This is a genomic window from Hamadaea sp. (genome assembly GCF_013362815.1).
Classification (GTDB): domain Bacteria; phylum Actinomycetota; class Actinomycetes; order Mycobacteriales; family Micromonosporaceae; genus Hamadaea.
In genome coordinates this window covers 23,738-47,817 of the sequence record NZ_JABFVK010000025.1, presented here as the reverse complement: position 1 = coordinate 47,817, position 24,080 = coordinate 23,738, and the positions used below count along the sequence as shown (strand labels likewise).

Genomic DNA, 24,080 nt, shown 5'->3' with positions numbered 1-24,080 from the left:
GGCGTGACGGCGCGCACTCGAACGCGGTGACCAGCCGAACGCGGACGGCTGCCCCCAGCCGGGCACAGTAGGCTGGGGGCCTGCCGGGAACGAGCACGACGAGGTGCGGTCTCGGCCCGGAGGAGTGTTGTGATCAGCGTTTTCGACCTGTTCAAGGTCGGTATCGGCCCGTCGAGCTCGCATACGGTGGGACCGATGCGGGCCGCCCGGACGTTCGTGGGCGGATTGAAGGCCGACGGCGTCCTCGCCGAAGTGGCCTCGATCCAGGCCGAGTTGTTCGGCTCGCTGGGCGCGACCGGCCACGGGCACGGCAGTGACAAGGCGGTGCTCCTCGGGCTGGCCGGGGAGGACCCCGAAACCGTCGACACCCAGACCGCCGACGAGCGCGCCGCCGCGATGCGGGCGGCCGGGCAAGTAGCTCTGCTGGGCGTACACGACGCCGCCATCGAGTTGACCTTGCACCGGCGGCGGGCGTTGCCTTATCACCCCAACGGCATGACCTTCGCCGCCCGGGACGCCGCCGGCACGGTGCTGCGCTCCCGGACCTATTACTCCGTGGGCGGCGGATTCGTCGTCGACGAGGCGGCGGCCGGAGCGGATCGGATCAAGCCGGACGACACCCCGGTGCGCTATCCGTTCAGCACCGGCGCGGAGCTCCTGGCGCATACGCGGGAGACCGGGCTGCGGATCAGCGACGTGATGCTGGCCAACGAACTGTCCTGGCGCTCGGAGGCCGACGTCCGGGCGGGTCTGCTGCACATCTGGCAGGTCATGGCCGACTGCGTCGAGGCGGGCTGCACCCGGGAGGGCACGCTGCCCGGCGGCCTCAAGGTACGCCGTCGCGCCGCCGAACTCCGTCGTCAACTCCAGTCGGAAGTCGGCCGGCTGGGGATGACCGACCCGTTGCGCGTCATGGACTGGGTGACGCTGTTCGCGCTGGCCGTGAACGAGGAGAACGCCGGGGGCGGCCGCGTCGTGACGGCTCCGACGAACGGCGCAGCGGGTATCGTCCCGGCAGTTCTGCACTACTACGCCCGGTTCGTTCCGTCAGCCGACGACGACGGCATCATCCGGTTCCTGCTGACCGCGGGCGCGGTCGGCGTCCTGTTCAAGGAGAACGCCTCGATCTCCGGAGCCGAGGTCGGTTGCCAGGGGGAGGTCGGCTCGGCCTGTTCGATGGCGGCCGCAGGTTTGGCCGAAGTGATGGGTGGTACGCCCGAACAGGTGGAAAACGCCGCCGAAATAGCCATGGAACACAACCTCGGCCTGACCTGCGATCCTGTGGGGGGACTGGTGCAGATCCCCTGCATCGAGCGGAACGCCGTCGCCAGTGTGAAGGCGATCACGGCAGTACGCCTGGCGCTTCGCGGTGACGGGGACCATTACGTCAGCCTCGACAAGGTGATCAAGACGATGCGGGAGACCGGAGCCGACATGAAGGTCAAGTACAAGGAGACCGCCCGCGGCGGCCTTGCGGTCAACGTCATCGAGTGCTGACCGTGGGTCTGTCCGAGGGCGAGAGCGCTGTTACCCTTGCGCCCACAGTCTTTGAGGATGACGACGCCGGGAGGTCCTGGGTGAGTACGAGCGTGGCCGGGGTCTGGGGCCATCGCAGCACGCTGCGTGTGCTCGTGCAGCGCGACCTGGCCGTCAAGTACCAGCAGTCGGTCCTCGGCTACCTGTGGTCGCTGATCGAGCCGCTCTCGATGGGCCTGATCTACTGGTTCGTCTTCGGGGTCCTCTACGGCAGCCGGAACACCTTCGAGGGCGCCTCCTACCCGCTGTTCATCCTCTCCGGCATCTTCGCCTGGCAGTGGTTCAGCAGCGCGTTGTCGGAGTCGACGACCGCGCTCACCGCGCAGGCCCGGCTCATCACGACGATCAAGGTGCCGCGCGAGATCTTCCCGCTCGGCCGGGTCACCGGCCGGTTCGCCGAGTACCTCGCCGGCATCCCCGTGCTGATCGCGGCGGCCATCATCTTCCACGGCCACGTGACCTGGCGTACGGCGGTCGCCATCCCGCTGGCGATCATCTTGCAGTTCATCCTGCTGACCGGCATCGCGTTGCTGCTCAGCGGCCTCAACGTGATGCTGCCCGACGTCGAGCGGTTCATCCGGCTCGCGCAGCGGATCCTGTTGTACGCCGCTCCGGTGATCTACCCGCTGGAGAAGGTGGTCAACTCCAAGGACGTCCCCGAGTGGGTGAAGACGGTCTATCAGGCCAACCCCCTGGTCGGGATCATGCAGCTCCAGCACTCCGCCTGGTTCCCCCAGGAGTGGCCGTCGGCCGGTCTGCTGATCAGCTGTGCCGTCGGTTGTGTGCTCGTCCTTCTCTTCGGCTGGTGGACCTTCCACAAGCTCGAGCCCTCGGTTCTCAAGGAGCTGTGACCCCGTGAGCGAACCCATCATCAGCGCCCGCAACCTCGGCGTGCGGTTCGTCAAAGGTCGGCGGCGCAACCTTCAGGTTCGGGAACTGGTCTTCCACGGCCGCAAGCGCGCCATCCACAAGGGTGTGGACGGCGAGTTCTGGCCGCTGCGCAACCTGAGCTTCGACATCACGCCCGGTGAGGCCATCGGGGTCATCGGCAAGAACGGAACCGGCAAGAGCACGCTGCTCAAGCTCATCGCCGGGGTGCTCATCCCGGACGAGGGCAACATCCGCGTACGCGGACGGGTGGCGCCGTTGCTGGAGCTGTCGGCCGGCTTCTCCAACGACCTGACCGGGCGGGAGAACCTGAACCTGGTGGGTTCCCTGCACGGGCTGACCAAGCAGCAGGTGGCCGCGAAGTTCGACGAGATCGTGGACTTCGCCGGGGAGCAGGTCGCCAAGTCGATCGACTCGCCCGTACGCCACTACTCCTCGGGCATGAAGGTCCGGCTGGGCTTCTCGATCATCTCCCAGTTGCAGCACCCGATCCTGCTGGTCGACGAGGTCATGGCGGTCGGCGACGCCGAGTTCCGGGCCAAGTGCTACGCCACCATGCGGCGGCTGCTCGCCGAGGGCCGCACGATGGTGCTCGTCTCCCACAACGAGGGCGACCTGACCGGCTTCTGCACCCGGGGCCTGTTCCTCGACAAGGGTGAGCTGCGGGTGGACGGCACCGTCGAGGAGGCGCTCGCGGCGTACAAGGGCGAGCCGGTTCCGGCTCCCACGCCAGCCGCTGCCTGATCTGTCGGATCCATCCGAAAGGTCGCATCTGGCATGCGATGATGCAGCGTGCCGTTGCTGAGCGTCGTCGTGCCCGTCTACCGGGTCGAGGCCTACCTGAGGCAGTGCCTCGACTCGATCCTGCGTACGGCGCCGGAGGAGTTCGAGCTGATCGTCGTGGACGACTGCTCGCCCGACGGCTCGGGTGACATCGCCGACGAGTACGCCGCCCGCGACAGTCGGGTGTGCGTACGACATCTGAAGGAGAATGTTGGCCTGGGCCGGGCCCGAAACGCGGGCCTGGACGTGGCGACCGGCGATTTCGTCTGGTTCGTGGACAGCGACGACTGGCTGGCCGACGGCGCGATCGAAGCGGTGACCAAGCGCCTGGAGCCGACGCTGGACATGCTGATCGTGGACTTCGCGCGGCACTTCGAGCGCACCGGGGCGAGCAAGCGCAGCGCGATGGCCCGAGCGTTGGCGCGCTCGCCGGGGCCGGAGGTCTTCACGGCGGTCGAGCGGCCCTCGGTCCTCGGGCTGCTGCACGTGGCCTGGAACCGGGTCGTACGCCGCCAGTTCCTCCTCGACGAAGGACTGCGCTTTCATCCGGGGCTGTACGAGGACGTGTCCTGGACGTATCCGGCGGTGCTCGCGGCGCGCCAGATCGCCTTCCTCGACCAGGTCTGCGTCTACTACCGGCTGCGGGAAGGGGCGATCACGTCGACCGGCGGCGCGCGCCATCTCGGCATGATCCACCACTGGGAGCTGGTCTTCGCGGCGGTGCCAGCCGATCATTCGCTCCGGCCGGTCCTGTTCGAACAGTCGATGCGGCAGGGCATCGCAGTGCTCGGCAACGACGCGCGCATCTCCGACCGCCGCCTTCGTCAGGAATTCTTCCGTCGCCTGTCGGCCTTCCAACGCCGGTACGCCCCACCCGGCTGGACGCCGCCCGGCGGTCGAATCCATCAGATCAAATACGGTCTGCTGGCGCGGCGGATGTACCCGGTTTACTCCGCGCTGCGATGGGGGTACAAGGCCGCGCGACGACAAGGCCCCTCCATCTAGCTGCTGCGTAACGGCGCGAATACGGGCTGAACATCAAACGTTTACCCGATGTACTGACCGAGAGGTTTTCGTCACAGTTACGAGACTTGCGGCCGGAACAGTGTGGGAGGTGACGGTGACTACCGTCGCGCTCAAGGACGTGACCAAGGTCTTCCCGGATGGGACGGTCGCGGTCGACAATGTGAACCTGGATGTAGCCGACGGGGAGTTCATGGTCCTCCTCGGCCCGTCCGGCTGTGGCAAGTCCACGGTGCTGCGCATGGTCGCCGGGCTGGAGGACCCGACGAGCGGCGCGATCATGCTCGACGGCGTACTGGCGAACCAGCTCGCGCCGCGCGACCGGCGGATTGCCATGGTATTCCAGGACTTCGCGCTCTATCCGCACATGACGGTCGGGGACAACATCGGCTTCCCGCTGCGTCTGTCCGGAATCGAGCCACAGCCTCGATCGGAGCGCGTCGCCGACGTCGCCGCCGCGCTCGGCATCGGGGACGTGCTGGCACGGAAGCCCAGCCAGCTCTCGGGTGGTCAGCGGCAGCGGGTCGCGATGGGCCGCGCGATCGTCCGCCGGCCCGGTCTGTTCCTCATGGACGAACCTTTGTCCAACCTGGACAGCGGCCTGCGCGCCGAACTGCGCGCCGAGATCTCCGGGCTCGTCCACGAGCTCGGGGTCAGCACCATCTACGTGACGCACGACCAGGCCGAGGCGCTGACCATGGCCGACCGGGTCGCGATCATGCGCAAAGGCGTCCTGCAGGACGTCGGCACCCCGACCCAGGTGTACGGCAAGCCGGCGACCCTTTACGTCGCGGCGTTCCTCGGCAGCCCCCGGATGAACCTCCTGGAGGCGTCGGTCTACGTCCACCTGGATCGCTACGTCCAGCTCAACCTCGGAGAGCAGTCGCTCTACCTGCGCTGGGACGACATCCGCGCCCGGGCCGTGTCGCACTACCACGGCGAGCGCATCGTCGTCGGCGTACGCGCTGAGGCCCTCATGCCGGTCTCCCCGGACACCCCCGGCGACGTGCTGCAGGGCCGCATCCGCTACCTCGAACACCACGGCCACGAGTCGCTGGCCTTCGTCGACATCGGCGCGACCGCCGTGGTCATCGACGAACTGGGCGGAGCCCCGGCCGAAGGCGCGGAAGAGAACGGCACCCGAGGTCTGCGCCGCTTCGGCCACGTCCTCAGCCGGCTCAGCGGTCGGTCGGCCCCGCGCGACCCAGCCTCCACCACCGCGGTCGCCGAGCGCACCAGCGTCCTGAGCGACGGCCGCCACCACCGCCGCCCGGCCGAGCTGGCCGTCCGGCTTGCCCCCTATCCGCAGGTGACGAGCGGTCATCCGCTGGCCGTGTCGGTGCGGATGGAGGCGCTGCACTTCTTCGACGATCGAGGCGACCGGATCGACATCGGTCGGCGCTGACCTTCCTGCTCCTCTGCGGGGCCGCTGCTTGTCTGCGGGGCCGCGTTATCCCGGGATAACGCGGCCTTGCTTCGTTTTTAGGGCGCGTTATCCCGGATAACGCGCAAGCCGGAGAGCCCCGGCTTCGACGCCGACCGGCAGAAGCGCCATCTGAGCGCCGGCGACGCGGGCCGTCTCGCCACGTCGGCTGGTGCGCGTTTGCTCGTCATCACGCATCTTCGGCCGTGGCACGATCCGGCCGCGCTGCTCGCGGAGGCCGCGGCGTTCGCGCGGTGTCCGGTCGTCGCGGCGACACCCGGTCTGCGTCTGGCGATTTAGCTGGTACGCACACAGCCCACCCGCCTCGTCCCGTTGATCATGAATCTAGGGGGTTCGACGCGCCGTCGGACGGAACCCTAGGTTCATGATCAACGGGACAGGGGGCGGGAGAACACCATCATGTCCTTGCCCGGCCCGTCGTACGCCTCGACCGGACCGCGTACGGCGAACCCCATGCGCTGGTGGAAGGCGATCGACCCCGCGTTGACCGGCGAGGTGATCGCCCCGATCCGCGTACGCCCGTCGGCCCGGGCAAGGTCGAAGAAGCGCTCGTAGAGAACCCGGCCGAGCCCGGTGCCCCGAGCCGCCGGCGCGACCCCGACGAAGTGGATGTACGCCTCCGCCGGTTCGGACGGTGACAGGATGCCGACGAGGAACCCGGCCAGCGTGCCGTCCATCGTGGCGATCAGGCTCGTCCGGTGGAAGTGGTCGAAGAACAGCCGGGGCAGCACACCGGCGATCGGCCGGCCCCACCAGTCGTCGACGACGGCGACGACCGAGTCGTAGTCCTCGGGCCGTGCGGGACGGATCTCCATCCCTGAGATCATGCCCGCGCGCGTTTGTCCGCCGCCGTCGGCCCCCATGACTCCAGCAGCACCGGCGCGTCCAGGGCGGACGAAATCGCGTCGGCGGTCGGCGTACCGGCGAGGATCGGTTCCGCCGTGAACAACTCAGCGGTCAGCTTCTCCTGGTACGCCAGATCCCCGAACTCGCCCGGCACGATCCGGTCGCAGGTCGAGTAGGACGAGCACATTCGCAGGTCGGGCGTACGCGAGGCCACGTCGAGATGGGTGACGGCCAGGCCGTCCACGCCGCCGCACACTTCGACCGCGTACCGGTGCGCGACGGCGTCGAAATGTCCGACCCGAAAGGCTCCCTGCCAACGCCCATCGGTGTTGTACACATCAGGCAATGCGGCGGTCAGCTCGGAGTTCTCCGTCACCATCGGTCCCGGCCCGTGCCGCGTCGTGTAAGCGCGTACGACGCCCAGTCGGCGAGCCTGCTGCCCGGCCTCGGCCAACAGCGTCGACGCGTTGTCGAAAGTCGTCGTCGACCAAGTGGTGTAGGGATGCCAGCCGCGCCATTCGTCGAGCAATACACCTTGTGCGCCTTCGAAAACGCAGGGTCCAGCCGTCAGAAGTTCGGCGCAATAGGAGCGATCCACAATCGACACGGTGCGCCCGAAATCCTCATATATGGCCGCGACGTCGTCGACGGGAACGTCGTATCCCAAGTCACCGAGCTCAGTGCTCAGCTTTTCGCGTACCACCTGGAAAACGCGACGAAGCCGCGCCGGATCGCGGACATCGCCCACGCGCGGCGCGTCGTCGGGATGCGCGAGGCTGAAGGCCATCACCTCACCGACGCCGACTCCGCACGAACCGTGACGCTCCCCGCCACGCCGGGTCTCGCGCAGGCGATTGGCCGCGCGGTGCCACGGCGTCGCGAGTAGCGCGCCCTCATCGATGGTCAATCTCTCCCATGTGGATACGCCGAAAGCCGCGAGATGCCGTTCCTCCATTGCGAGCAGCACCGGGTCGACGACCGTGAAACGGGAGAGATGAGTCCGCACGCCCGGCTGGAATGAGCCCGAGCCGAACTGGGAGAAGGTGTGGTGGCGCCCATCGGACGCCACCACGTTGTGGGCGGCCTGCGCGCCACCGTTGAACCGGATGACTGCGAAGATCGGTCCGGTCGCGCAGAGCCAGTCCACGACTGTGCCCTTGCCGGCATCGCCGTACCCGAGGTCGACGACCACCGTGTGCTGGGCGTTTGTCACAGGCGGACCATCCGCGACAGCGCGCGGCCGACGACATGGCCGGCTCCGGAACCGACCTCGGCCAGGTCGCCGAGGCCCTGGTCCAGGCTGATGGCGCGTTCGCCGAGGCCGACGGTGAGCGCGATCGTCTCGCACACCGCGTCCAGATCATCCAGCTCGATCACGTTCTGCCCGAGCAGCCGCCGCCAGAAGCCGAGGATCTGCTGGTCTCCGGCATAGTTCGTGCCGGCCGGGAGGATGTAGTAGACGTCGTAGCTCTGGGTCAGCTCGGCGACGATCGCCTCGGTGCGGATCGGCTCGGGCAGCCGGTCGCCGATCACCCGGCTGACCTCGCCCGGATCGACCTGCGGGTACGCCATTTCGTCGCCGATGATGAACAGATAACCGCGCCGGCCGCGCCGCCGGAAGCAGTCGATGTCGGTGTGCCGCGCCATGAAGTACATGGCCAGTTCGTAGGACTCGGTGCGTTGCCCGCCACCGCCGCCTTCGAGCACGATCCGGCCCAGGTCGTCGTCCATCCGATTGTCGGACTCGAACTGTCCGATCTGGAGCGGTACGCGATCGCAGGTGGCGTCGCCGATCGCCCCGAACATGAGCTGCGGGTCGGTGGCGTAACCCTTGCGGATCAGCAGGTCGAACAGGTCCGGCAGCTTCGTCTGGAGTTTGCGGGGCACATGCCCCATCGATCCGGTGACGTCGAAGAGCACCGAGATCGCCGTCGACCTGGGGTGTTCGAGGCTGTCACGGCTCTCGCGCACCCGCGCCAGCCGTGGATCGAGCCGGGGATGCACCGTCCGCGCGCCGCTGTCGCTGTACGCGAAGGCGCTGCCGCCCGTGGCGGCCCGGTACCGCTCGGCGGCTTCGTAGACGTCGGTTGACCAGCGTCCGCTTCCCATCTCTTCCCCTCCGTGTTCCTTTATCGCACGTCGTCTTACCTGGTGGGGCTTTCACCGCACGTCGTCTTCCCTGGTGGGGCGCAACAGTGCCGGGTGTAGCAGGCGGGCGTCACCCGCCCGGTAGAGGCGGGCGCGTGGACCGCCGCGCTCACCCCCGCGCTCGGTCGTGGCACCGACACTCTCCACGAATCCGGGCACCGACAGCACTTTCCGGTGGAAGTTGCCGGCGTGTAGCTCCTCGTCCCAGACCGCTGCATACACCGCTCGCAGCTCGGCGATGGTGAACTCGGCACCGACGAACGCCGTCGCCAACGGCGTGTACTCCAACTTCGACCGGGCCCGTTCTAGACCGGCCGCCAAGATGTCGCCGTGGTCGAAGGCGAGCTCCGGGACGTCGTCGACCGGGAACCAGCCTGCTGCACTCGCGTCGCCACCCGACCGCGGATCGGGAAGGCTGGGCGCGAAGGCCAAGTACGCCACGGACACCACGCGCATCCGGGGATCCCGGTCGGGATCGCCGAAGGTGGCGAGCTGCTCCAGGTGGATCCGCCCGAGATTCTCCGGCCGGAGACCGGTCTCCTCGGCGAGTTCGCGCTTCGCCGCTTCCTCCAGCGTCTCCTGGCGGACGAAGCCGCCCGGCAGCGCGTTCCTTCCGGCGTACGGGTGCTCGCCGCGCTCGACGAGCAGCACGTGCAGGCGGCCGTCGCGGATCGTCAGCGCCACGACGTCGACCGTCACCGCTGTCGCCGGGAAGGCCCGCGGGTCGTACGCCTCGAGGAAGTCGCTTTCGGCCGTCACGTACTGTCCTTCTCTCCATGAGACTAACTCACTCTGAGAATGACTGTACGCGCTCGCTGTGTCAGTGGGCAAGCCTGGGTTTTCGCGCTGGATCAGGGTTCTGGGTTTTCGCGCTGGATCAGGGTTCTGGGTCGAATCATGGAGCATGATTCGACCCAGAACCCTGATCTGCAGGGAACGTCAGCGGCGGCGGCGCGCCTTCTTCAACGCGGACAGCGGTCCGGTTACGACCCGGCCGATCCGGAACGTGATCGACCGGCGTAGATCGGCCATCTGTCGATCGCGCTTGGCGACCAGCTCATCGAGGCCCTTGGCCTGGGCCTGAGCCTCCTCGAGAGCGACAGTCAGCCGACTGACGGTCGCCAGAGCCTCCCGATGCCCCAGCGGAGCAGTGCTCTCCTCGACCGGTACGCCCATCGCGTCGGCGATTTCGGCGTCGAGCTCGGCGGCGGTGCGTACGTCGTCGGGGGAGACGGTCAGCCCGGCGGTCGCCACGAGCGAGATCGTCAGCCGTTCCACGGTTACTCCGGCCGGCCACGGGTGCTCGTACGCCCCGGACTGCAACCGCCGGGCGAGCCGCAGACAGGCCCGGGTCGTCAGCACCTCGGCCGTCGTCTCGCCCGAGAGTTCCCAGCTCGGATCGAGCAGCTCCAGCTCGTCGCCGGTCACGACGACGTTGTCCAAGGTCGCCCCGGCGTCGGTCACCCACTTGGCATAGCGGCTGAGCAGGGTGCGTACCGTCGTCAGATCGTGCTGCCCGCAGGCGTCGAGGAGGATGTCCTCCAACAGCGGGCCGGCGTTCACCGGTCCGGCCAGCTTCTCCGGCGAGCGCATGACCTTGCCGGACGTCTTCGGCGAGCGGTCGCCGAGCGGCTCCCGGTGCCAGCCCGTACTGCCATCGGCGCGGTACGCCTGAACGACGGCGAGCTCCGGGGCGACTGGGCGGTCGGCGTACGCCCTCGCTGGCGCTGCTCCGCTCGCGCCGGCGGGCCCCGTGTGGCCCACGAACAGCCAGGCCGGCGCGAGTTCGACGCCCAGCCCGGCGCGGATCGCCTCCCGGACGAGGCGGCGAAGATCAGTGACCGCCGGGTGCTGCGGCGACGAAGACCACGCCGAGGTGATCACGCCGGCGAAAGTCTCCGACATCGCGGCCCGCTCGACGATCGCCGTCGGCACTTCGACGCCCGGGAACAGGGCGAACGTCCGGACGTCGGTCAGTTCTAGCGTTCGCAGCGCGTCTGCCAGGCCGGTGACCGTGCGCGCCGCCGTTCCGGCGGGCCAGTCGTCGTCCGTGGTGCGTACGCCGGACCGAGGGTCGGCGATGCGGTCGACGCCGAACGGGTTGGCCACCACGACGGCCACCGTGCCGCCGGGCCGGACCGTGCGCCGCAGCGCTGCGACCGCGTCCGGCCAGCTCAGCACGTGTTCGGGTGTGTTCAGCCGGGCGGTTCCGCCGAGCGCCAGGACGACGTCGTACCCCGACTCCGGGAACATGTTCAGGCTTCCGCTGTGGACCGTCACCGCCAGATCGGCGTACGCCGTCTTCGCTGACTCCGCGTCGGTCAGCCCCCGCAGAAGCAGGTCCACGTGCGTACCGGCCGATGTCAGCGACCGGATCAGCCCTTCGTCGGCGTACCCGGCGAGGAGAACGCGCTCGCCCGGCGTGATCACATCCCGGACGGCCTGATTGAGCACGGCCGAAGAGCCTGGACGGTCGGCGGACGGCTCCGCCCAGTCCAGCATCTCCTCCCCGGTGAGGTTGACCGCGTCCACGTTCAGTCCCTCCGGTCGGTTCGCTGATGGGGCAGTTCAGGGCCGGTCTCACCCGGTTCCGGCCGGGACCAGCCGCAGGCGTCGGCGAGCTCGGCCGGACTCAGGATCGCGCTCAGCCCGAGTTCCTCGTCGGCCACCGCCGCCGCCTCCTCCCGATCCACGAAGGTCGCGTGCAACTGCGGCCACGTACGCCGGATGCGAGCGTTGCCACCGTAGATCGGATGCTCGTCGGCCAGGAGCATCTCGTCGCCGTAGATGCCGACGTCGCAGCCGACACTGGCGCCGTAGAGCACAGCCGTGGCGAGCCGGTTCGACACCACCCGCCGATGCCGGCGCAGCTCCATGAGCTGATTACGCAGCATCGCGTTGCTCCCCCGGTCGAAGCCGCCGAGGCGATACCCATGGCAGATCACTCGGAACCCGGCCTGCTCGTACGCCCGGCGGATCGCCGGCTGCTCGTACTCCAGCCAATAGAGGGCGGCCGTCAGCGGGCCCTCCTCGGTTTCGCGTACCTCGCGGGCGAGCTTGGCGTGATCGCCGGTCACCGACTGCGTGGGAATACCGTGGAACGGATAGAAGATCGTGCCACTGCGCTCGACCGGCGCGGCCGGTGCTACCTGCAACAAGTACGCCCACGGCGACCCGATGATGCGATAGTTCCGGTCGCCGTAGCGCCAGCCCCGCCGCATCGGCCGAGCAGACCAGACGAGCTTCGTGACTGCAGGCAGCAACGGCGTCCGGATACCGAACCCGTTGTGCACGTTCCATCCGTGCTGCAGATAGCCGTCGATCCGCGGTACGCGATCCGGCCCCAGCCCCGCGTACTCCGCGAGAAACTGAGAATGGCCGTACCAGTGGTTCTGCGGATGCATCGACTTCTTTCACGGCGGGTGGGCGTCCAGGGCGCTCCCAGCGTACCGGCTGGACCGAAAAGCAGTCGGCCCGCGGACCGAAACGGTCACGCGGGCAGAAACCGTGGCCCCGGCGCGAATCGAACGCGCGACACCCGCTTTAGGAGAGCGGTGCTCTATCCCCTGAGCTACGAGGCCTTGCGCACGAGTCTACGGACCGGCACCACCCCAGCGCGACCCGGTATGCAACCGCAGTGTGAGACGGCCGACACCCGTGGTTGACCAGCTGAAACGTACTCACGTTAATCTTTGCGGATGACCCCCGGGACTGCGGATCTCACGGTACGGACGCTGGGTGAGTGCCGGATCGACTCGCCGCTGGCCTCGTTGGCCGCCGACGGGCCGACTACCGAGCATTACGTGCACGAGGACGATCTCGTGCTCTTCGATGACACGCTGCAGATGGTCGCCGCGCGGGGAGTGGACTCGGCGCAGCTGCCGGGGTTCGAGCCGACCGGGCCGCGACGCAAGATCTTCTTCCAGCCCTCGAAGACCCGGGTCGGGATCGTCACCTGCGGCGGCTTGTGCCCGGGGTTGAACGACGTCATCCGGGGTCTGGTCCGGGAGCTGCACGACCACTACGGGGTCAAGAAGATCTACGGCTTCCGGAACGGGTACCAGGGTTTCATCTCCAAGTACGGGCGTGAGGTCGTCGAGCTGAATCCGCAGACCGTCAGCGGGATCAACGAGTACGGCGGCACGATTCTCGGTACGTCGCGTGGTGAGCAGGACGCCGAGGAGATCGTCGACTGCCTCGAACACATGAGCATCAACGTGCTGTTCGTGATCGGCGGCGACGGTTCGATGCGGGGCGCGCTGCGAATCGCCGACACCATCCAGGAACGCAACCTCAAGATCGCCGTGGTCGGCGTACCCAAGACCATCGACAACGACATTCCGTACATCGATCAGTCTTTCGGCTTCCAGACCGCGTTCGCCAAGGCGACCGAGTCCATTCGAGGTGCGAGCGTCGAGGCGCGAGCGGTGCCCAACGGGGTCGGACTGGTCCACGTCATGGGCCGGCACTCCGGCTTCATCGCCTGTTACGCCGCATTGGCCAACAATGACGCCGACTACGTGCTCATCCCCGAAGTTCCGTTCGAGCTCGACGGCGAGAACGGCTTCCTCGCGCATCTGCGTCGCCGGGTGGAACGGCGTGGCCGAGCCGTCGTCGTCGCAGCCGAGGGCGCCGGCCAGGAATGGCTCGGCGACAGCAGCCATCCCGGCCACGACGCGTCGGGCAACCGGCGGCTGCGCGACATCGGGCAGTTCCTTCGGCACCGGATCGCGGATCACTTCGCGGAGCACGGGCTTGAGATGAACATGAAGTACATCGACCCCAGCTACGCCATTCGCAGCGTGCCCGCGAATCCCTACGACAGCGTCCATTGCATCCGATTGGCGCACGCCGCCGTGCACGCCGCGATGGCGGGGCGTACGGCGATGGTCGTCGGGCGGTGGCGAGGCCGGTTCGTGCACGTGCCGATCTCCTTGGCGATCAGCAAGCGTAACCAGGTCGATCCGCACGGTGACCTCTGGATGTCCGTGCTGGAGGCGACCGGGCAACCACGCACCTTCGGCTAGAAATGTGGTCCCGGGTCCCTATACTTCGACCCGCGCCGTAGGTGTGAGTCGCAAGCTCTGGGGAGGGCATCGGTGGCATGAGTGGAGTCATGGGCAGGATCGCCCGCGCGCCGATGCAGTGGTTCCTCTACGGAGTGGGCGGTCTCGCGCTCGCGGTGTCCGCCGCGTTCGGGGGCTTCGCACCGGTCGAGAAGACAGAGCCGGTGCTCAAGGTGGGCGAGGTCAACGCCGGCACGCCGTGGAACGTCAAGATCACCGCTGTACGCCTCGTGAAGGACCTGGAACCGCAGATCAGCTTGAAGGACAAGGCGGATCACTGGCTGGCCGTCATCGCCGAGGTCGAGATCACCGACGTCGAGAGCCGCCACGACATCCGGGACATCGTTCTGGCCAAGGACATTCCCGGCGTCCTCCACTACGAGTTCAACGGAAACGGCCCGGAGCTCGCCCGCGAGGTCGTGGTGACCAGCGACGGCACTCGCGTCGAGGCTTTGCATCCCGGGCTGACCGAGAAGGTCGCCTTCCTTTGGGAGGTGAAGCCCGACAGCGTGCCGACCAAGATCGAAGTAGAGATCATGGGCAAGACGTATCGGGAGAGCTCGCTCACCGGTCTGATGGAGTGGCTCGATCTGGCCCCACGCGCGGTCCTGACCGTGCCGGTGGAGGACAAGCGAAATGGCTGACGGCGCGACGACGACTCGGCCGGTCGTCCGGCGGTTGGGCACCGCCGCTCTCGTCCTGGCGGCCCTCGCCATCGGCGGGGTGATCAGCAACTTCAAGCCATCCGACGAGACACAGCAACGGCCTTTCATCACCCGGGGTGGGCCGGAGGCGACCGTCCACACACGATCATTCGACGCGAAGGTGCTCGGCGTACGCGGTGGCGAGGTGATCGGCTCGGCCGGTTACGTCCATGAGAGCAAAGGCGTCTGGGTCATCGTCAAGGTCCAGCTCACGGCGAACCACGAACCTACTCGGGTCTTCTACGCCGCCTTGCGCGACGGCACCGAGCGGATCTTCGAAGCGAGCGGCCGGGTGACGCAGGACGGGCTCGGCGGCCGCAACCTGCAGCCCGGCATACCGGTCGATGTGGAGATCGCCTTCGAGGTCCCCACCGAGGTTCCGCTGGATCTGTCGCTGCGTCTGGCCACCGACTCCTTGGACCATCGGATGGACGGCATGGCGGAGATCGGCCTGCCGATCACCCGGGACGACCTGACCAAGTGGAAGTCCGACAAGGAGACGATGCGGCTCGCGCGGCCGACGTGGGCCGGGTCGAGCCCCAGCGCGTCCACCAGCCCCACGAGCACACCCAGTCCGGGCACCAGCGCCACCTCGACCCCGAGTTCGACGACGACCCCGAAGGGGACCACGAGTCCCCGGGTGACGAAAAGCCCGCGGGTCACTCCGACTCCCAGCGTGAGGAGCAGCTCGTGACCGGGCAATGGGATCCGTACGCCGAGGCCGACCCGTCGGCTCAGAGGCAACCGCCGGCTTCGGGGCAGCACGCTCCCGGTTATCCGGCACAACCCGCGCCGCCTGCCCATCCGTCGCAGCCCGGTCAGGCCGCATACCCGGCACAGGCGCAGCCCGGTCGGACCGCCTACCCGCCGCAGGCCCCGCACCCGGTACAAGCGCAGCCTGGCTACCCCCCGCAGCAGTGGCCGAACCAAGCGCAAGCCCAGCCGCGCCAGCCTGGGTACGCGCCCCAGCATCCAGCGCAGAATCAGGCTCAGCAGCCGAATACCGCGTACGGCGCCCAGCCGGGATATGCCCAGCCCGGCGTACCGGTTGGTCAGCCGAGTCACCCGCAAGCCGGGCAACCGGCTCAGCCTGCCCCGCTCGCACCGCAACCGGGTTACGCGCCGCCGGGTTACGCGCCGCCAGGTTTCGCCCAGCCGGGCCAACCCGGTCAGCCGGGCCAGCCCTTCCAACCAGGCCAGCCCGGTCAGCCGTATCCCGGATATGGATCACCCGGATACGGCGTTCCGGCGCAACCGGGTCAAGCACCGGCGTACCCGGGCTATCCGGTTCGGCCCGGCGCGACGCCGACTGCGCCGCCGCGATCTCCGGTGGATCGCGGCCGGAACACCGGGCCGGGTTGGTGGCGGCGTAACGGCCTGGGGCTGTTGCTTCTCATCCCGGCCTTGGTCCTGGCATTGCTGGCACCCGTCATCACCGAATACGACACGCTCTGGAAGCGTCAGGAACGGCTGCCGGTCCAGGTCGCCCAGGGCCAATGGGCCACGTACGCCGGAGTCCGCATCCGCCTCGTGGAGGTCTCCGAGGCGAAAGACCTCCCCGGGTACGCCGGGCAACGCCGACCCGCTCCGGCGGGCGTACGCGTCGTCCGGGTGGTGCTGGCGTTCGACGGGCCGGGAGCAGCGCTCGACAGGTGCAACGTGACTCTGCTGTCGACGACTGGAGACGAGTACGATGCCCGGCCGGACGAGTTGGGCAGTGCCAGCCTCGGCTACTACCCGTGTTCCTTCCAGGATGCCATCGAGCCCACGACCAGCCCGAGCCCGGCCGGCTCCGGGACGAGCGCCTCACCCGCGCCCACGAAGACCGGGCCCACGAAGACCGCGGCGAGCACCAGCGTGACGCCGAGCACGGACCCGAGCGGGGTGCAGCAGTGGCGTACCGAGACGTACTTCGTGATGCCGCTGTACGCCTATCCCGGCAAGGTGCACCTGTCGCTCAGCACCGAGCTGCCGAGTTACCTCATCTTCAACTAGCCTCACGCGATTGCAGGATGCGGTCGGTCGCCGCGCCGAGCAGGCAGACCAGCACGACGAAGCGCACCGTCGTGTTGATCGGGGAGAGCAGGTAGGACAGCCCCCACCAGACCTTTTGCAGATCCTGCGGCCCGATGATGATGCGCTCGAGCTCCCAGAGCCCGGTCGTGGCCCATTCCAGGAGGACGAAGACGAGGCAGAAGAGCAGCATCGGGCGGAGCCCGGCCTTGGCGAACATGCGAAGGCTCCCGAGCAGCGGACCGAACCGCTTGTTCAGCTCGGTGTTCACGGGACCGGAGAACATGCGGATGACCGGTAGCGAACTCACTCGGCGCGCTGTCGCGGTGAGGATGCGTTCGTCGGTGAGCTTCGGCTCTTCGATGTTGCGGCCAAAGACGACGGCACCCATGGTGAGCCAGGCAACCGGCGCGAGGATGACGAGGTCGACGTTCTCCCACAACGTGGCGAACCACGACTCCAGCAATGCGCCGAGCTGGTGACCGGGCAGCATGTCCAGCGCTTGGTGCCACCAGACGCTCACCTGGCGCTGGCCGAACCAGCCGTCGAAGTTGCCCCGCAGAAGCGAGACCGTCCAGGCGACCGTCGCGACCCAGACGACCTCCAGGTAGGCCCCGAGCGGCGACAGCCAGCCGAAGGCCGATCGATCGGTCAGCTTGCCGAGGACGAATCGCAGCGCCACCGCCACGACCACCACGGAAATGACACCGGCAGTGGGCGAGAACGGCAGATGATCCAGCGTGGAAATAGGATCGTTCCGCCACACCTCATATGCGAACTGTGAGAACTCGTCTCGCATCGTCCCGTACGCCTCGTAGATGGCCAGGTACGGAACGGCGATGCTGCCAACGCATTCCAGCAGGCTGAGCCGACGGCTGCGACCGTCCGTCTCCAGGGCCGCTGCGGCGCGAAGGTGCGGCAGCGACACCCGCACCGAGCGGAGCATCAACACGAGCGAGATCATCGTCGCTACGGGGGCGAGTAGGAGAACGAGGAGGCCCAAGGTGCTGTTGACCAGGGCAGCTTTGACCGCACCCAGGAGGATCAGGTCGTGCGCGGCGACTCCGGTCAACGCCAGGGTGAACAGCACCGGCCAGTGCCGCCCGAAGACGACGCCCGCCCGTCCCACCACCCAGAGACTGTCAGTGAGCGCCGCGAACCGGCGAGTTCGAGGGGCCTCGTACGCGATCGCGGACATGGCGGCCAGAGTAGCGAACCCGTACGACCCGAGACCGGCCGCCGGGTACGGCATCCGCCTGCTGTCGATCAGTCCGTCAGGGAGTTGATCAGGGTGCCGGGGACACGACACGCCGGCCGATCATGCCGATTAGTTCATGATCGCGCGGAAAGGGGCGCGACGGGCGGCGCGGAGAGGGGCGCGGAAAGGGGCGCGGAAAGGGGTGAGGCGAGGCGGGTCAGGCCGCCGATTCCGCGTACGTAGGCCGAAGGCGATGGGCCGCCGGTGAGGACGCGCTGGATGGCATACCCCTGGGCCAGGGAGAGCAGCACGCCGGAGAGGTCGTCGGCGGTCACACCGTCCGGAAGGGACAGTTCCGAGGCGTACTCCCGGAACTCCGCGCGCAGTCGTGCGTACAAGTCGGTCACGAGAGTGCGCAACGACGGATTGGTGAGGGACTCGGACCAGACCTGGAGCGCGACCCGGAACATGCCGTCGGGGCCGAGGGCGGGTTCCATGACGCCGAGCGCGGCGGCGAGCGTGTCCTCGACGGAGAGCCGCGGCCGCGCGCTGGTCACCTGGTGCAGGCGGGTGGTGATCTCGTCGACGACTTCGCCGACGATCGCGGCGATCAGCTCTTCTTTGCTCTTGAAGTAGCGGTAGACCGCGCCGACGGACAGCCCGGCTTCCTTGATCACGTCCTGCATGGTCGTGGCGTGGAAGCCGTTTCGCGTGAAACAGGCCCGCGCCGCGTCGATGATCTGCTGGCGGCGGGCGGCGAGGTGCTGGTCGGAGACGCGCGGCATACGTCACATCATAAAACGAACGTTCGTTCTTGACGAACAAGTGCCAGGGAAGCATGCTGAGGGCAATAGAGAACGAGCATTCGTTTTATTGGAGGAGCCATGAAGCGAGCCGCACTGCTCGCCGGTGCCGTCGTGGTGGCACAGGCCCTGCTCATCCCGCTGTTCGCCGCGCCCGCCGCGAACATGGCGCCCCGGGACCTGCCGATCGCGGTCGCCGGTCCGGCCCAGGCCACCAGCGCGATCACCGCGAAGCTGCAGGCCGAGGAGGACGCGTTCACGATCACCCAAGCGGCCGACGCCGCCGCTGCCGACCAGCTCATTCGCGATCGCGAGGTCTACGGGGCATTCGTCGTCACGGCGTCCGGCGTCGAGGTCCACACCGCGCCCGCTGCCAGCCCCGTGGTCGCCACGCTGCTCAGCTCGGCCGCCGCCGAGAACGGCGCCAAGGTCGTCACGGTGGTCCCGCTTCCGACCGACGATCCGCGCGGCGCGGGCTTCACGGCCGGCTTCCTGCCGCTGCTGCTCACGGGCATGCTTGCGGGCATCCTGCTGGTCGTCCTGGTGCCGATTCCGAGGGCCCGCCTGCTTGGTTCCATCGGGTACGCCGTAGGCAGCGGTCTGCTCGGGTCGGTCGTGTTGCGCGAGTGGCTCGGGGTGATCACGGGGAACTTCTGGTCCGACGCCGCCGCGATCGGCCTCGTGGGGCTGGCCACCTCGGCACTCGTCGCCGGGCTCGGCACGGTGTTCGGCAGTCCCGGGATCGGGCTCGGCGCGCTGACGGTGTTCCTGGTGGGCAACCCGTTGTCCGGGGTCGCCGGTGCGCCGGAGTTGCTGCCACAGCCTTGGGGCGCAGTCGGCCAGCATCTTCCGGCCGGAGCCGGGGCCACGCTGGTACGCAGTGTCGCCTTCTTCGACGGCGCCGGTTCGGCGTACTCGATGGGCGTCTTGATCGTCTATGCCCTCGGTGGCCTGGCGCTGATCGCGATCGGCAAGTCCCCGCGGCCGGCGGTGAAGCCGGAGCCGGTCCGCGAACCTGTCACCGTCTGACCTCTCGCCGCGCCCCCGTCGCGTTGATCATGAACTTAGGGTTCCACTCCGGCTCGGAGCGGAACCCTGAGTTCATGATCAACGCGGGAAGGTGGGGGCGTCAGAGCTGCGAGATCACGTAATCGATGCTCGCGGTGAGCGCCTCGACGTCGGCCGGCTCGACGGCCGGGTAGAGCGCGATGCGCAGCTGGTTGCGGCCGAGCTTCCGGTAGGGCTCGGTGTCGACGATGCCGTTGGCCCGCAGCGTCTTGGCGATGGCGGCGGCGTCAACACCCTCGGCGAAGTCGATCGTTGCGACCACATTGGACCGGATGCCGGGGTCGGTGACGAACGGCGTCGCGACCGGTGACTTCTCCGCCCAGTTGTAGACGATCGCGGCGCTCTCGGTGGTTCGCGCGGCGGCCCAGGCGAGGCCGCCCTGCTTGTTCATCCACTCGGTCTGCTCGGCCGCGAGGAACACCGTCGCGACGGCGGGCGTGTTGAGCGTCTGCTCCAGTCGCGAGTTGTCGATCGCCGTGACCAGGTCGAGGAAGGCCGGGATGTAGCGGCCCGACGCCTTGATCTCGTTCGCTCGCTCGATCGCGGCCGGCGAGAGCAGCGCGATCCAGAGCCCGCCGTCGGAGGCGAAGCACTTCTGCGGGGCGAAGTAGTAGACGTCGCTCTGCGTGAGGTCGACCGCGAGGCCACCGGCGGCCGAGGTGGCGTCGTGCAGCAGCAGCGCGCCCTCATCGGCTCCGGCCACCCGGGTGACGGGCACGGCGACGCCGGTCGACGTCTCGTTCTGCGGTACGCCGTAAGCGTCGACGCCGGCCTCGGCGACCAGGTCGGCGGCCGTGCCCGGGTCGGCCTTGCGTACGGTCGGCTCGCCGAGGAACGGTGCGTCCTTGACTGCCTTGGCGAACTTGGCTCCGAACTCCCCGAACGTCGCGAACTGAGCCCGGTCGCGGATCAGCGAGAACGCGGCGACCTCCCAGAAGGCGGTGGTCCCGCCGTTGCCCAGGACGACCTCGTAGCCCTCCGGCAGCGAGAAGAACTCGGCCAGGCCGGCCCGCAGCCGGGCGACCTGCTCCTTGACCGGCTTCTGCCGGTGGGAGGTGCCCAGAATGGAGCTGCCGGTCTCGGCGAGGGCGGCTACCGCCTCGGTCCGGATCTTGGACGGGCCGCAGCCGAAACGACCGTCGGCGGGCTTGAGCGAATCGGGAATGCGGATCGGATCAGCCATGGAATCGAATCCTTAACGGGCCGTGACAGGACAGCCGGCAACACTGCCGATGTCGCATCCTCCCACGTAAACCAGCGCGGGCCGTCATGCGGCCCATGAAGTGGCCCGTGACGGTCGTCACGGGCCACTGTCGATCAAGTGCCTGCTCAGCCGTGCGCGATGGCGTCCCAGCCCTCGACGTCCTGCGGCTTGCGCGTACCCGGGCCGACGTACTTGGCCGAGGGGCGTACGAGGCGGTTGAGCTTCTTCTGCTCCAGGATGTGCGCCGACCAGCCGGCCACCCGGGCGCAGGTGAACATCGAGGTGAACATGTGCGCCGGGACCTCGGCGAAGTCGAGCACGACCGCCGACCAGAACTCGACGTTCGTCTCCAGTACGCGGTCGGGCTTGCGCGCGCGGAGCTCGGCCAGGGCCGCCTTCTCCAGCGCCTCGGCGACCTCGTAGCGCGGCGCGCCGAGTTCCTTCGCCGTACGCCGCAGGACGCGGGCGCGCGGGTCCTCCGCCCGGTAGACGCGGTGGCCGAAGCCCATCAGGCGCTCGCCCCGGTCGAGTACGCCCTTGACGTACTCCTCGGCGTTCCCGGAGCGCTCGACGCCCTCGATCATGTGCAGCACGCGGCTGGGCGCGCCGCCGTGCAGCGGGCCGGACAGCGCGCCGATCCCGGAGGAGATGCAGGCCGCGGCGTCCGCCCCGGTGGAGGCGACGATGCGGGCGGTGAACGTGGAGGCGTTCAGCCCGTGCTCGGCCGCCGAGATGAAGTACGCGTCGACCGCCTTGACGTGCCGCGGGTCGGGCTCGCCCCGCCACCGCTTCATGAACCGCTCGACGATGGTGGCGGCCTTGTCGATCTCGCGCTGCGGGACGGCGGGGAGGCCAAGGCCGCGAGCGGACTGGGCGACGAAGCTCAGCGCGGTCACCGAGACTCGGGCGAGGTCCTCGCGCGCCTGCTCGTCGGCGATGTCGAGCAGCTGGCCGAGACCCCAGTAGGGAGCCAGCATCGCGACGGCCGACTGCACGTCGACTCGGATGTCACCGGAGTGCACCGGCACGGGGAAGGGTTCGGCCGGAGGCAGACCGGGCCCGAATTTGCCGTCGACCAGCAGCGCCCAGACGTTTCCGAATGACACGTGACCGATCAGGTCCTCGATGTCGACCCCGCGATAACGCAGCGAGCCGCCTTCTTTGTCGGGCTCGGCGATCTCGGTCTCGAAGGCTACGACGCCCTCCAGCCCCGGCTTGAAATCGGACATTCCGCTCTACTCCCTATGGGACTCTCCGTGGTGAGTGGTCGTTCAGCGCACATCTTGCCCCCACGAAGGGCGTCGAGGCGAGCCTCGCAGGGCGGCGACAAGCGACATTCTCCCGCTTTACACCGGGTTTTGCTGCGAAACTCCGTTCGGATCCGCTGGTGACGACACATCTTCGAGCAAAGCCGGCGACGTGTATGAGTATGTGAGCGTGACCACGAACACACCCGACCTCCCGCACATGCGCCGCGACTACCGGCTCGACACGCTGCTCGAGACCGACCTCGCCGCGACCTGGCACGCCCAGTTCGCCGCCTGGCTGGCCGACGCCGTCGACGCCGGGCTCCCGGAGCCGAACGCGATGATCGTCGCGACCGCCGCTCCCGACGGGCGGCCCAGCGCGCGTACGGTGCTGCTCAAGGCGTACGACGAGGTGGGGTTCACCTTCTTCACCAACTACACCTCCCGCAAGGGCGGCGAACTCGACGCAAACCCGTACGCGAGCCTGCTGTTCCCCTGGCATGCGATGCAGCGCCAGGTGATCGTCAGCGGCCGGGCGGTACGCGTACCGCGTGCGGAGACCGCGGCGTACTTCGCCGAACGCCCACGCGGGTCGCAACTCGGGGCCTGGGCCAGCCCGCAGTCCTCGGTGATCGACGGGCGCGAGACGTTGGAGGAGGCGTGGGAGGCGTACGCCGAGCGGTTCGGCGACGACGTGCCACCCCCGCCGCACTGGGGCGGCTACCGGATCGAACCCGACACCGTGGAGTTCTGGCAGGGCCGGCCGTCCCGCCTGCACGACCGGCTCCGCTTCCGGAGACCTGGGACGACTCTTGATCACGACGAGTGGATCGTGGAACGCTTGGCTCCGTGACGGCGACCCCCCTCGCCCGCCGGTTCCTCATCGACCTGACACCGCTGCGGCACACGACGTATCGCCGTGTCTTCGTGGGCAACGCGTTCGGCTTCTTCGGCGCCCAGTTCACGGCGGTCGCCGTGCCGGTGCAGATGTACGCGCTGACGAAGTCCTCGCTGTGGGTCGGTCTGCTGGGACTGGCCGGCTTCGTGCCCATGCTCGTGTTCTCGATCTGGGGCGGGGCGTACGCCGACGCGATGGACCGCCGTCGCCTGCTGCTGACCTCGTCGGTCATCGTCTGGCTGGCGACCCTGTTCCTCTTCGTGTCGACGGTGACCGGACTGGTCAACCCGGTGCTGCTGCTGATCGCGCTGTTCGTGCAGACCACCGGATTCGCCGTCTCGACGCCGACCCGGCAGTCGATCCTGCCCCGGCTCGTCGGCGAGGAGGATCTGGCCTCGGCGACCACACTCAACTTCACGATGATGAACACGATGATCGTGTTCGGGCCGCTCGCGGCGGGCATGCTGCTCGCGCTGGCTCCCGGGCGCGGTGGGCTGACGGTGGCGTACCTGTTCGACGCGTTGCTCTTCACGGCCAGTCTCTGGGCCACTTATCGGCTGCCGCAGTTGCCCGCGCACGACAGTGCCGCCCCGGCGGGCTGGCGGAGCATCGTGGACGGCTTCGGCTTCTTGCTGCGTACGCCGATCCTGCTCGTCTCGTTCGCGGTCGACCTGGTCGCGATGGTGGTGGCCCTGCCGAGAGCACTGTTCCCGCAGCTGGGGGCGGAACGCTTCGGCGGCGACGGGGCTGCGGTCGGCTGGCTCTACGCGGCGATCGCCATCGGCACCGTGGCGGCCGGGCTCACCTCGGGCTGGATCTCGCGCGTACGCCGTCAGGGCCTGGCTCTGCTCGCGGCGGTGGCCGGTTGGGGAGCGGCGGTCGCGGCGGCCGGGTTCGCCCGTCAGCTCTGGCTGGTCGTCCTGCTGCTCGCCATCGGCGGAGTGTTCGACCTGGTCAGCTCGGTCTACCGGAACATCATCATGCTCGAGGCGTGCCCTGACGAGCTGCGCGGCCGAGTCCAAGGCGTACGCACAGCGGTCGTCGTCGGCGGACCCCGCCTCGGCGACCTACGCGCCGGTGCGACCGCGGCCGCCTTCGGCGTGACGGGAGCCTGGGTCGGCGGCGGCGTCGCGTGTGTGCTGCTTGTCGTCACGCTCGGCGCGATCGTGCCTTCGTTGGTCCGGTATACGAAGCCGCGAACAGTCGGTTAA

General features: G+C 68.5%; 22 protein-coding genes and 1 tRNA gene. 12 read left to right on the top strand and 11 right to left on the bottom strand.

What is annotated here, in order from left to right; genetic code table 11:
• The first annotated feature begins 129 nt into the window (after nucleotides 1–129).
• From HOV77_RS14165 to HOV77_RS14145, 5 genes are all read left to right on the top strand, one after another.
• Nucleotides 130–1,497 carry an L-serine ammonia-lyase gene (locus HOV77_RS14165; RefSeq protein ID WP_290862272.1) on the top strand — a complete coding sequence of 456 codons (1,368 nt, stop codon included), beginning with the start codon at nucleotides 130–132 and terminating at the stop codon, nucleotides 1,495–1,497.
• Between the two features lie 80 nt (nucleotides 1,498–1,577).
• Nucleotides 1,578–2,387, top strand: coding sequence for an ABC transporter permease (locus tag HOV77_RS14160; RefSeq protein WP_290862270.1), 810 nt, complete (start codon nucleotides 1,578–1,580; stop codon nucleotides 2,385–2,387).
• Nucleotides 2,388–2,391: 4 nt separating this feature from the next.
• Nucleotides 2,392–3,168, top strand: coding sequence for an ABC transporter ATP-binding protein (locus HOV77_RS14155; RefSeq protein ID WP_290862267.1), 777 nt, complete (start codon nucleotides 2,392–2,394; stop codon nucleotides 3,166–3,168).
• Nucleotides 3,169–3,216: 48 nt separating this feature from the next.
• Entirely contained in the window at nucleotides 3,217–4,212 is a 996-nt protein-coding gene (locus HOV77_RS14150) for a glycosyltransferase (RefSeq protein ID WP_290862241.1), read from the top strand.
• 115 nt (nucleotides 4,213–4,327) lie between these two features.
• Nucleotides 4,328–5,635: an ABC transporter ATP-binding protein gene (locus HOV77_RS14145; protein ID WP_290862420.1), complete on the top strand. Its 1,308-nt coding sequence runs from the start codon at nucleotides 4,328–4,330 to the stop codon at nucleotides 5,633–5,635.
• A 407-nt stretch (nucleotides 5,636–6,042) separates the two neighbouring features.
• Here HOV77_RS14145 and HOV77_RS14140 read toward each other — a convergent pair whose 3' ends face one another.
• From HOV77_RS14140 to HOV77_RS14110, 7 genes are all read right to left on the bottom strand, one after another.
• Nucleotides 6,043–6,489, bottom strand: coding sequence for a GNAT family N-acetyltransferase (locus HOV77_RS14140; protein WP_290862239.1), 447 nt, complete (start codon nucleotides 6,487–6,489; stop codon nucleotides 6,043–6,045).
• Nucleotides 6,490–6,497: 8 nt separating this feature from the next.
• On the bottom strand, nucleotides 6,498–7,733 hold the full coding sequence (locus HOV77_RS14135; RefSeq protein WP_290862237.1) for an adenylosuccinate synthetase: 1,236 nt from the start codon (nucleotides 7,731–7,733) through the stop codon (nucleotides 6,498–6,500).
• Nucleotides 7,730–8,629, bottom strand: coding sequence for a hypothetical protein (locus tag HOV77_RS14130; RefSeq protein ID WP_290862235.1), 900 nt, complete (start codon nucleotides 8,627–8,629; stop codon nucleotides 7,730–7,732). Before HOV77_RS14130 ends, HOV77_RS14135 begins: the two co-directional genes overlap by 4 nt.
• 51 nt (nucleotides 8,630–8,680) lie before the next feature.
• Nucleotides 8,681–9,427, bottom strand: coding sequence for an NUDIX hydrolase (locus HOV77_RS14125; protein ID WP_290862233.1), 747 nt, complete (start codon nucleotides 9,425–9,427; stop codon nucleotides 8,681–8,683).
• A 180-nt stretch (nucleotides 9,428–9,607) separates the two neighbouring features.
• On the bottom strand, nucleotides 9,608–11,200 hold the full coding sequence (locus HOV77_RS14120; RefSeq protein WP_290862231.1) for a hypothetical protein: 1,593 nt from the start codon (nucleotides 11,198–11,200) through the stop codon (nucleotides 9,608–9,610).
• Between the two features lie 2 nt (nucleotides 11,201–11,202).
• A complete protein-coding gene (locus HOV77_RS14115; RefSeq protein WP_290862229.1) occupies nucleotides 11,203–12,072 on the bottom strand; it encodes a hypothetical protein in 870 nt (289 codons plus the stop codon).
• A 104-nt stretch (nucleotides 12,073–12,176) separates the two neighbouring features.
• Nucleotides 12,177–12,249, bottom strand: a tRNA-Arg gene (locus HOV77_RS14110).
• A gap of 117 nt (nucleotides 12,250–12,366) precedes the next feature.
• Here HOV77_RS14110 and HOV77_RS14105 point away from each other — a divergent pair.
• The 4 genes from HOV77_RS14105 to HOV77_RS14090 all read left to right on the top strand — a co-directional run bounded on the left by HOV77_RS14105 (nucleotide 12,367) and on the right by HOV77_RS14090 (nucleotide 16,433).
• Nucleotides 12,367–13,695, top strand: coding sequence for an ATP-dependent 6-phosphofructokinase (locus HOV77_RS14105; RefSeq protein WP_290862227.1), 1,329 nt, complete (start codon nucleotides 12,367–12,369; stop codon nucleotides 13,693–13,695).
• Nucleotides 13,696–13,784: 89 nt separating this feature from the next.
• A complete protein-coding gene (locus HOV77_RS14100) occupies nucleotides 13,785–14,378 on the top strand; it encodes a hypothetical protein (RefSeq protein WP_290862225.1) in 594 nt (197 codons plus the stop codon).
• Nucleotides 14,371–15,132 (top strand): hypothetical protein, encoded by a 762-nt coding sequence (locus HOV77_RS14095; protein WP_290862223.1) that lies wholly within the window; start codon nucleotides 14,371–14,373, stop codon nucleotides 15,130–15,132. The genes HOV77_RS14100 and HOV77_RS14095 overlap by 8 nt, the downstream gene beginning before the upstream one ends.
• 635 nt (nucleotides 15,133–15,767) lie before the next feature.
• Complete coding sequence (locus tag HOV77_RS14090) at nucleotides 15,768–16,433, top strand: hypothetical protein (RefSeq protein WP_290862221.1); 666 nt, start codon at nucleotides 15,768–15,770, stop codon at nucleotides 16,431–16,433.
• On the opposite strand, the gene HOV77_RS14085 is transcribed toward HOV77_RS14090, so the two are convergent.
• Together HOV77_RS14085 and HOV77_RS14080 are read right to left on the bottom strand one after the other, a co-directional pair.
• Nucleotides 16,426–17,649 carry a hypothetical protein gene (locus tag HOV77_RS14085; protein ID WP_290862219.1) on the bottom strand — a complete coding sequence of 408 codons (1,224 nt, stop codon included), beginning with the start codon at nucleotides 17,647–17,649 and terminating at the stop codon, nucleotides 16,426–16,428. The two genes, HOV77_RS14090 and HOV77_RS14085, sit on opposite strands and share 8 nt — an antisense overlap.
• Before the next feature lie 134 nt (nucleotides 17,650–17,783).
• Nucleotides 17,784–18,434, bottom strand: coding sequence for a TetR/AcrR family transcriptional regulator (locus HOV77_RS14080; RefSeq protein WP_290862217.1), 651 nt, complete (start codon nucleotides 18,432–18,434; stop codon nucleotides 17,784–17,786).
• Nucleotides 18,435–18,533: 99 nt separating this feature from the next.
• Between HOV77_RS14080 and HOV77_RS14075 the strand changes: the two genes are divergently transcribed.
• A complete protein-coding gene (locus HOV77_RS14075) occupies nucleotides 18,534–19,481 on the top strand; it encodes a hypothetical protein (protein ID WP_290862215.1) in 948 nt (315 codons plus the stop codon).
• A gap of 100 nt (nucleotides 19,482–19,581) precedes the next feature.
• On the opposite strand, the gene serC is transcribed toward HOV77_RS14075, so the two are convergent.
• Together serC and HOV77_RS14065 are read right to left on the bottom strand one after the other, a co-directional pair.
• A complete protein-coding gene (gene serC, locus HOV77_RS14070; protein ID WP_290862213.1) occupies nucleotides 19,582–20,703 on the bottom strand; it encodes a phosphoserine transaminase in 1,122 nt (373 codons plus the stop codon).
• Between the two features lie 146 nt (nucleotides 20,704–20,849).
• A complete protein-coding gene (locus tag HOV77_RS14065) occupies nucleotides 20,850–21,953 on the bottom strand; it encodes a citrate synthase 2 (RefSeq protein ID WP_290862211.1) in 1,104 nt (367 codons plus the stop codon).
• 238 nt (nucleotides 21,954–22,191) lie between these two features.
• On the opposite strand from HOV77_RS14065, the gene pdxH reads away from it, so the two are divergent.
• Entirely contained in the window at nucleotides 22,192–22,824 is a 633-nt protein-coding gene (pdxH, locus tag HOV77_RS14060; RefSeq protein ID WP_290862418.1) for a pyridoxamine 5'-phosphate oxidase, read from the top strand.
• Entirely contained in the window at nucleotides 22,821–24,080 is a 1,260-nt protein-coding gene (locus tag HOV77_RS14055) for an MFS transporter (protein ID WP_290862209.1), read from the top strand. Before pdxH ends, HOV77_RS14055 begins: the two co-directional genes overlap by 4 nt.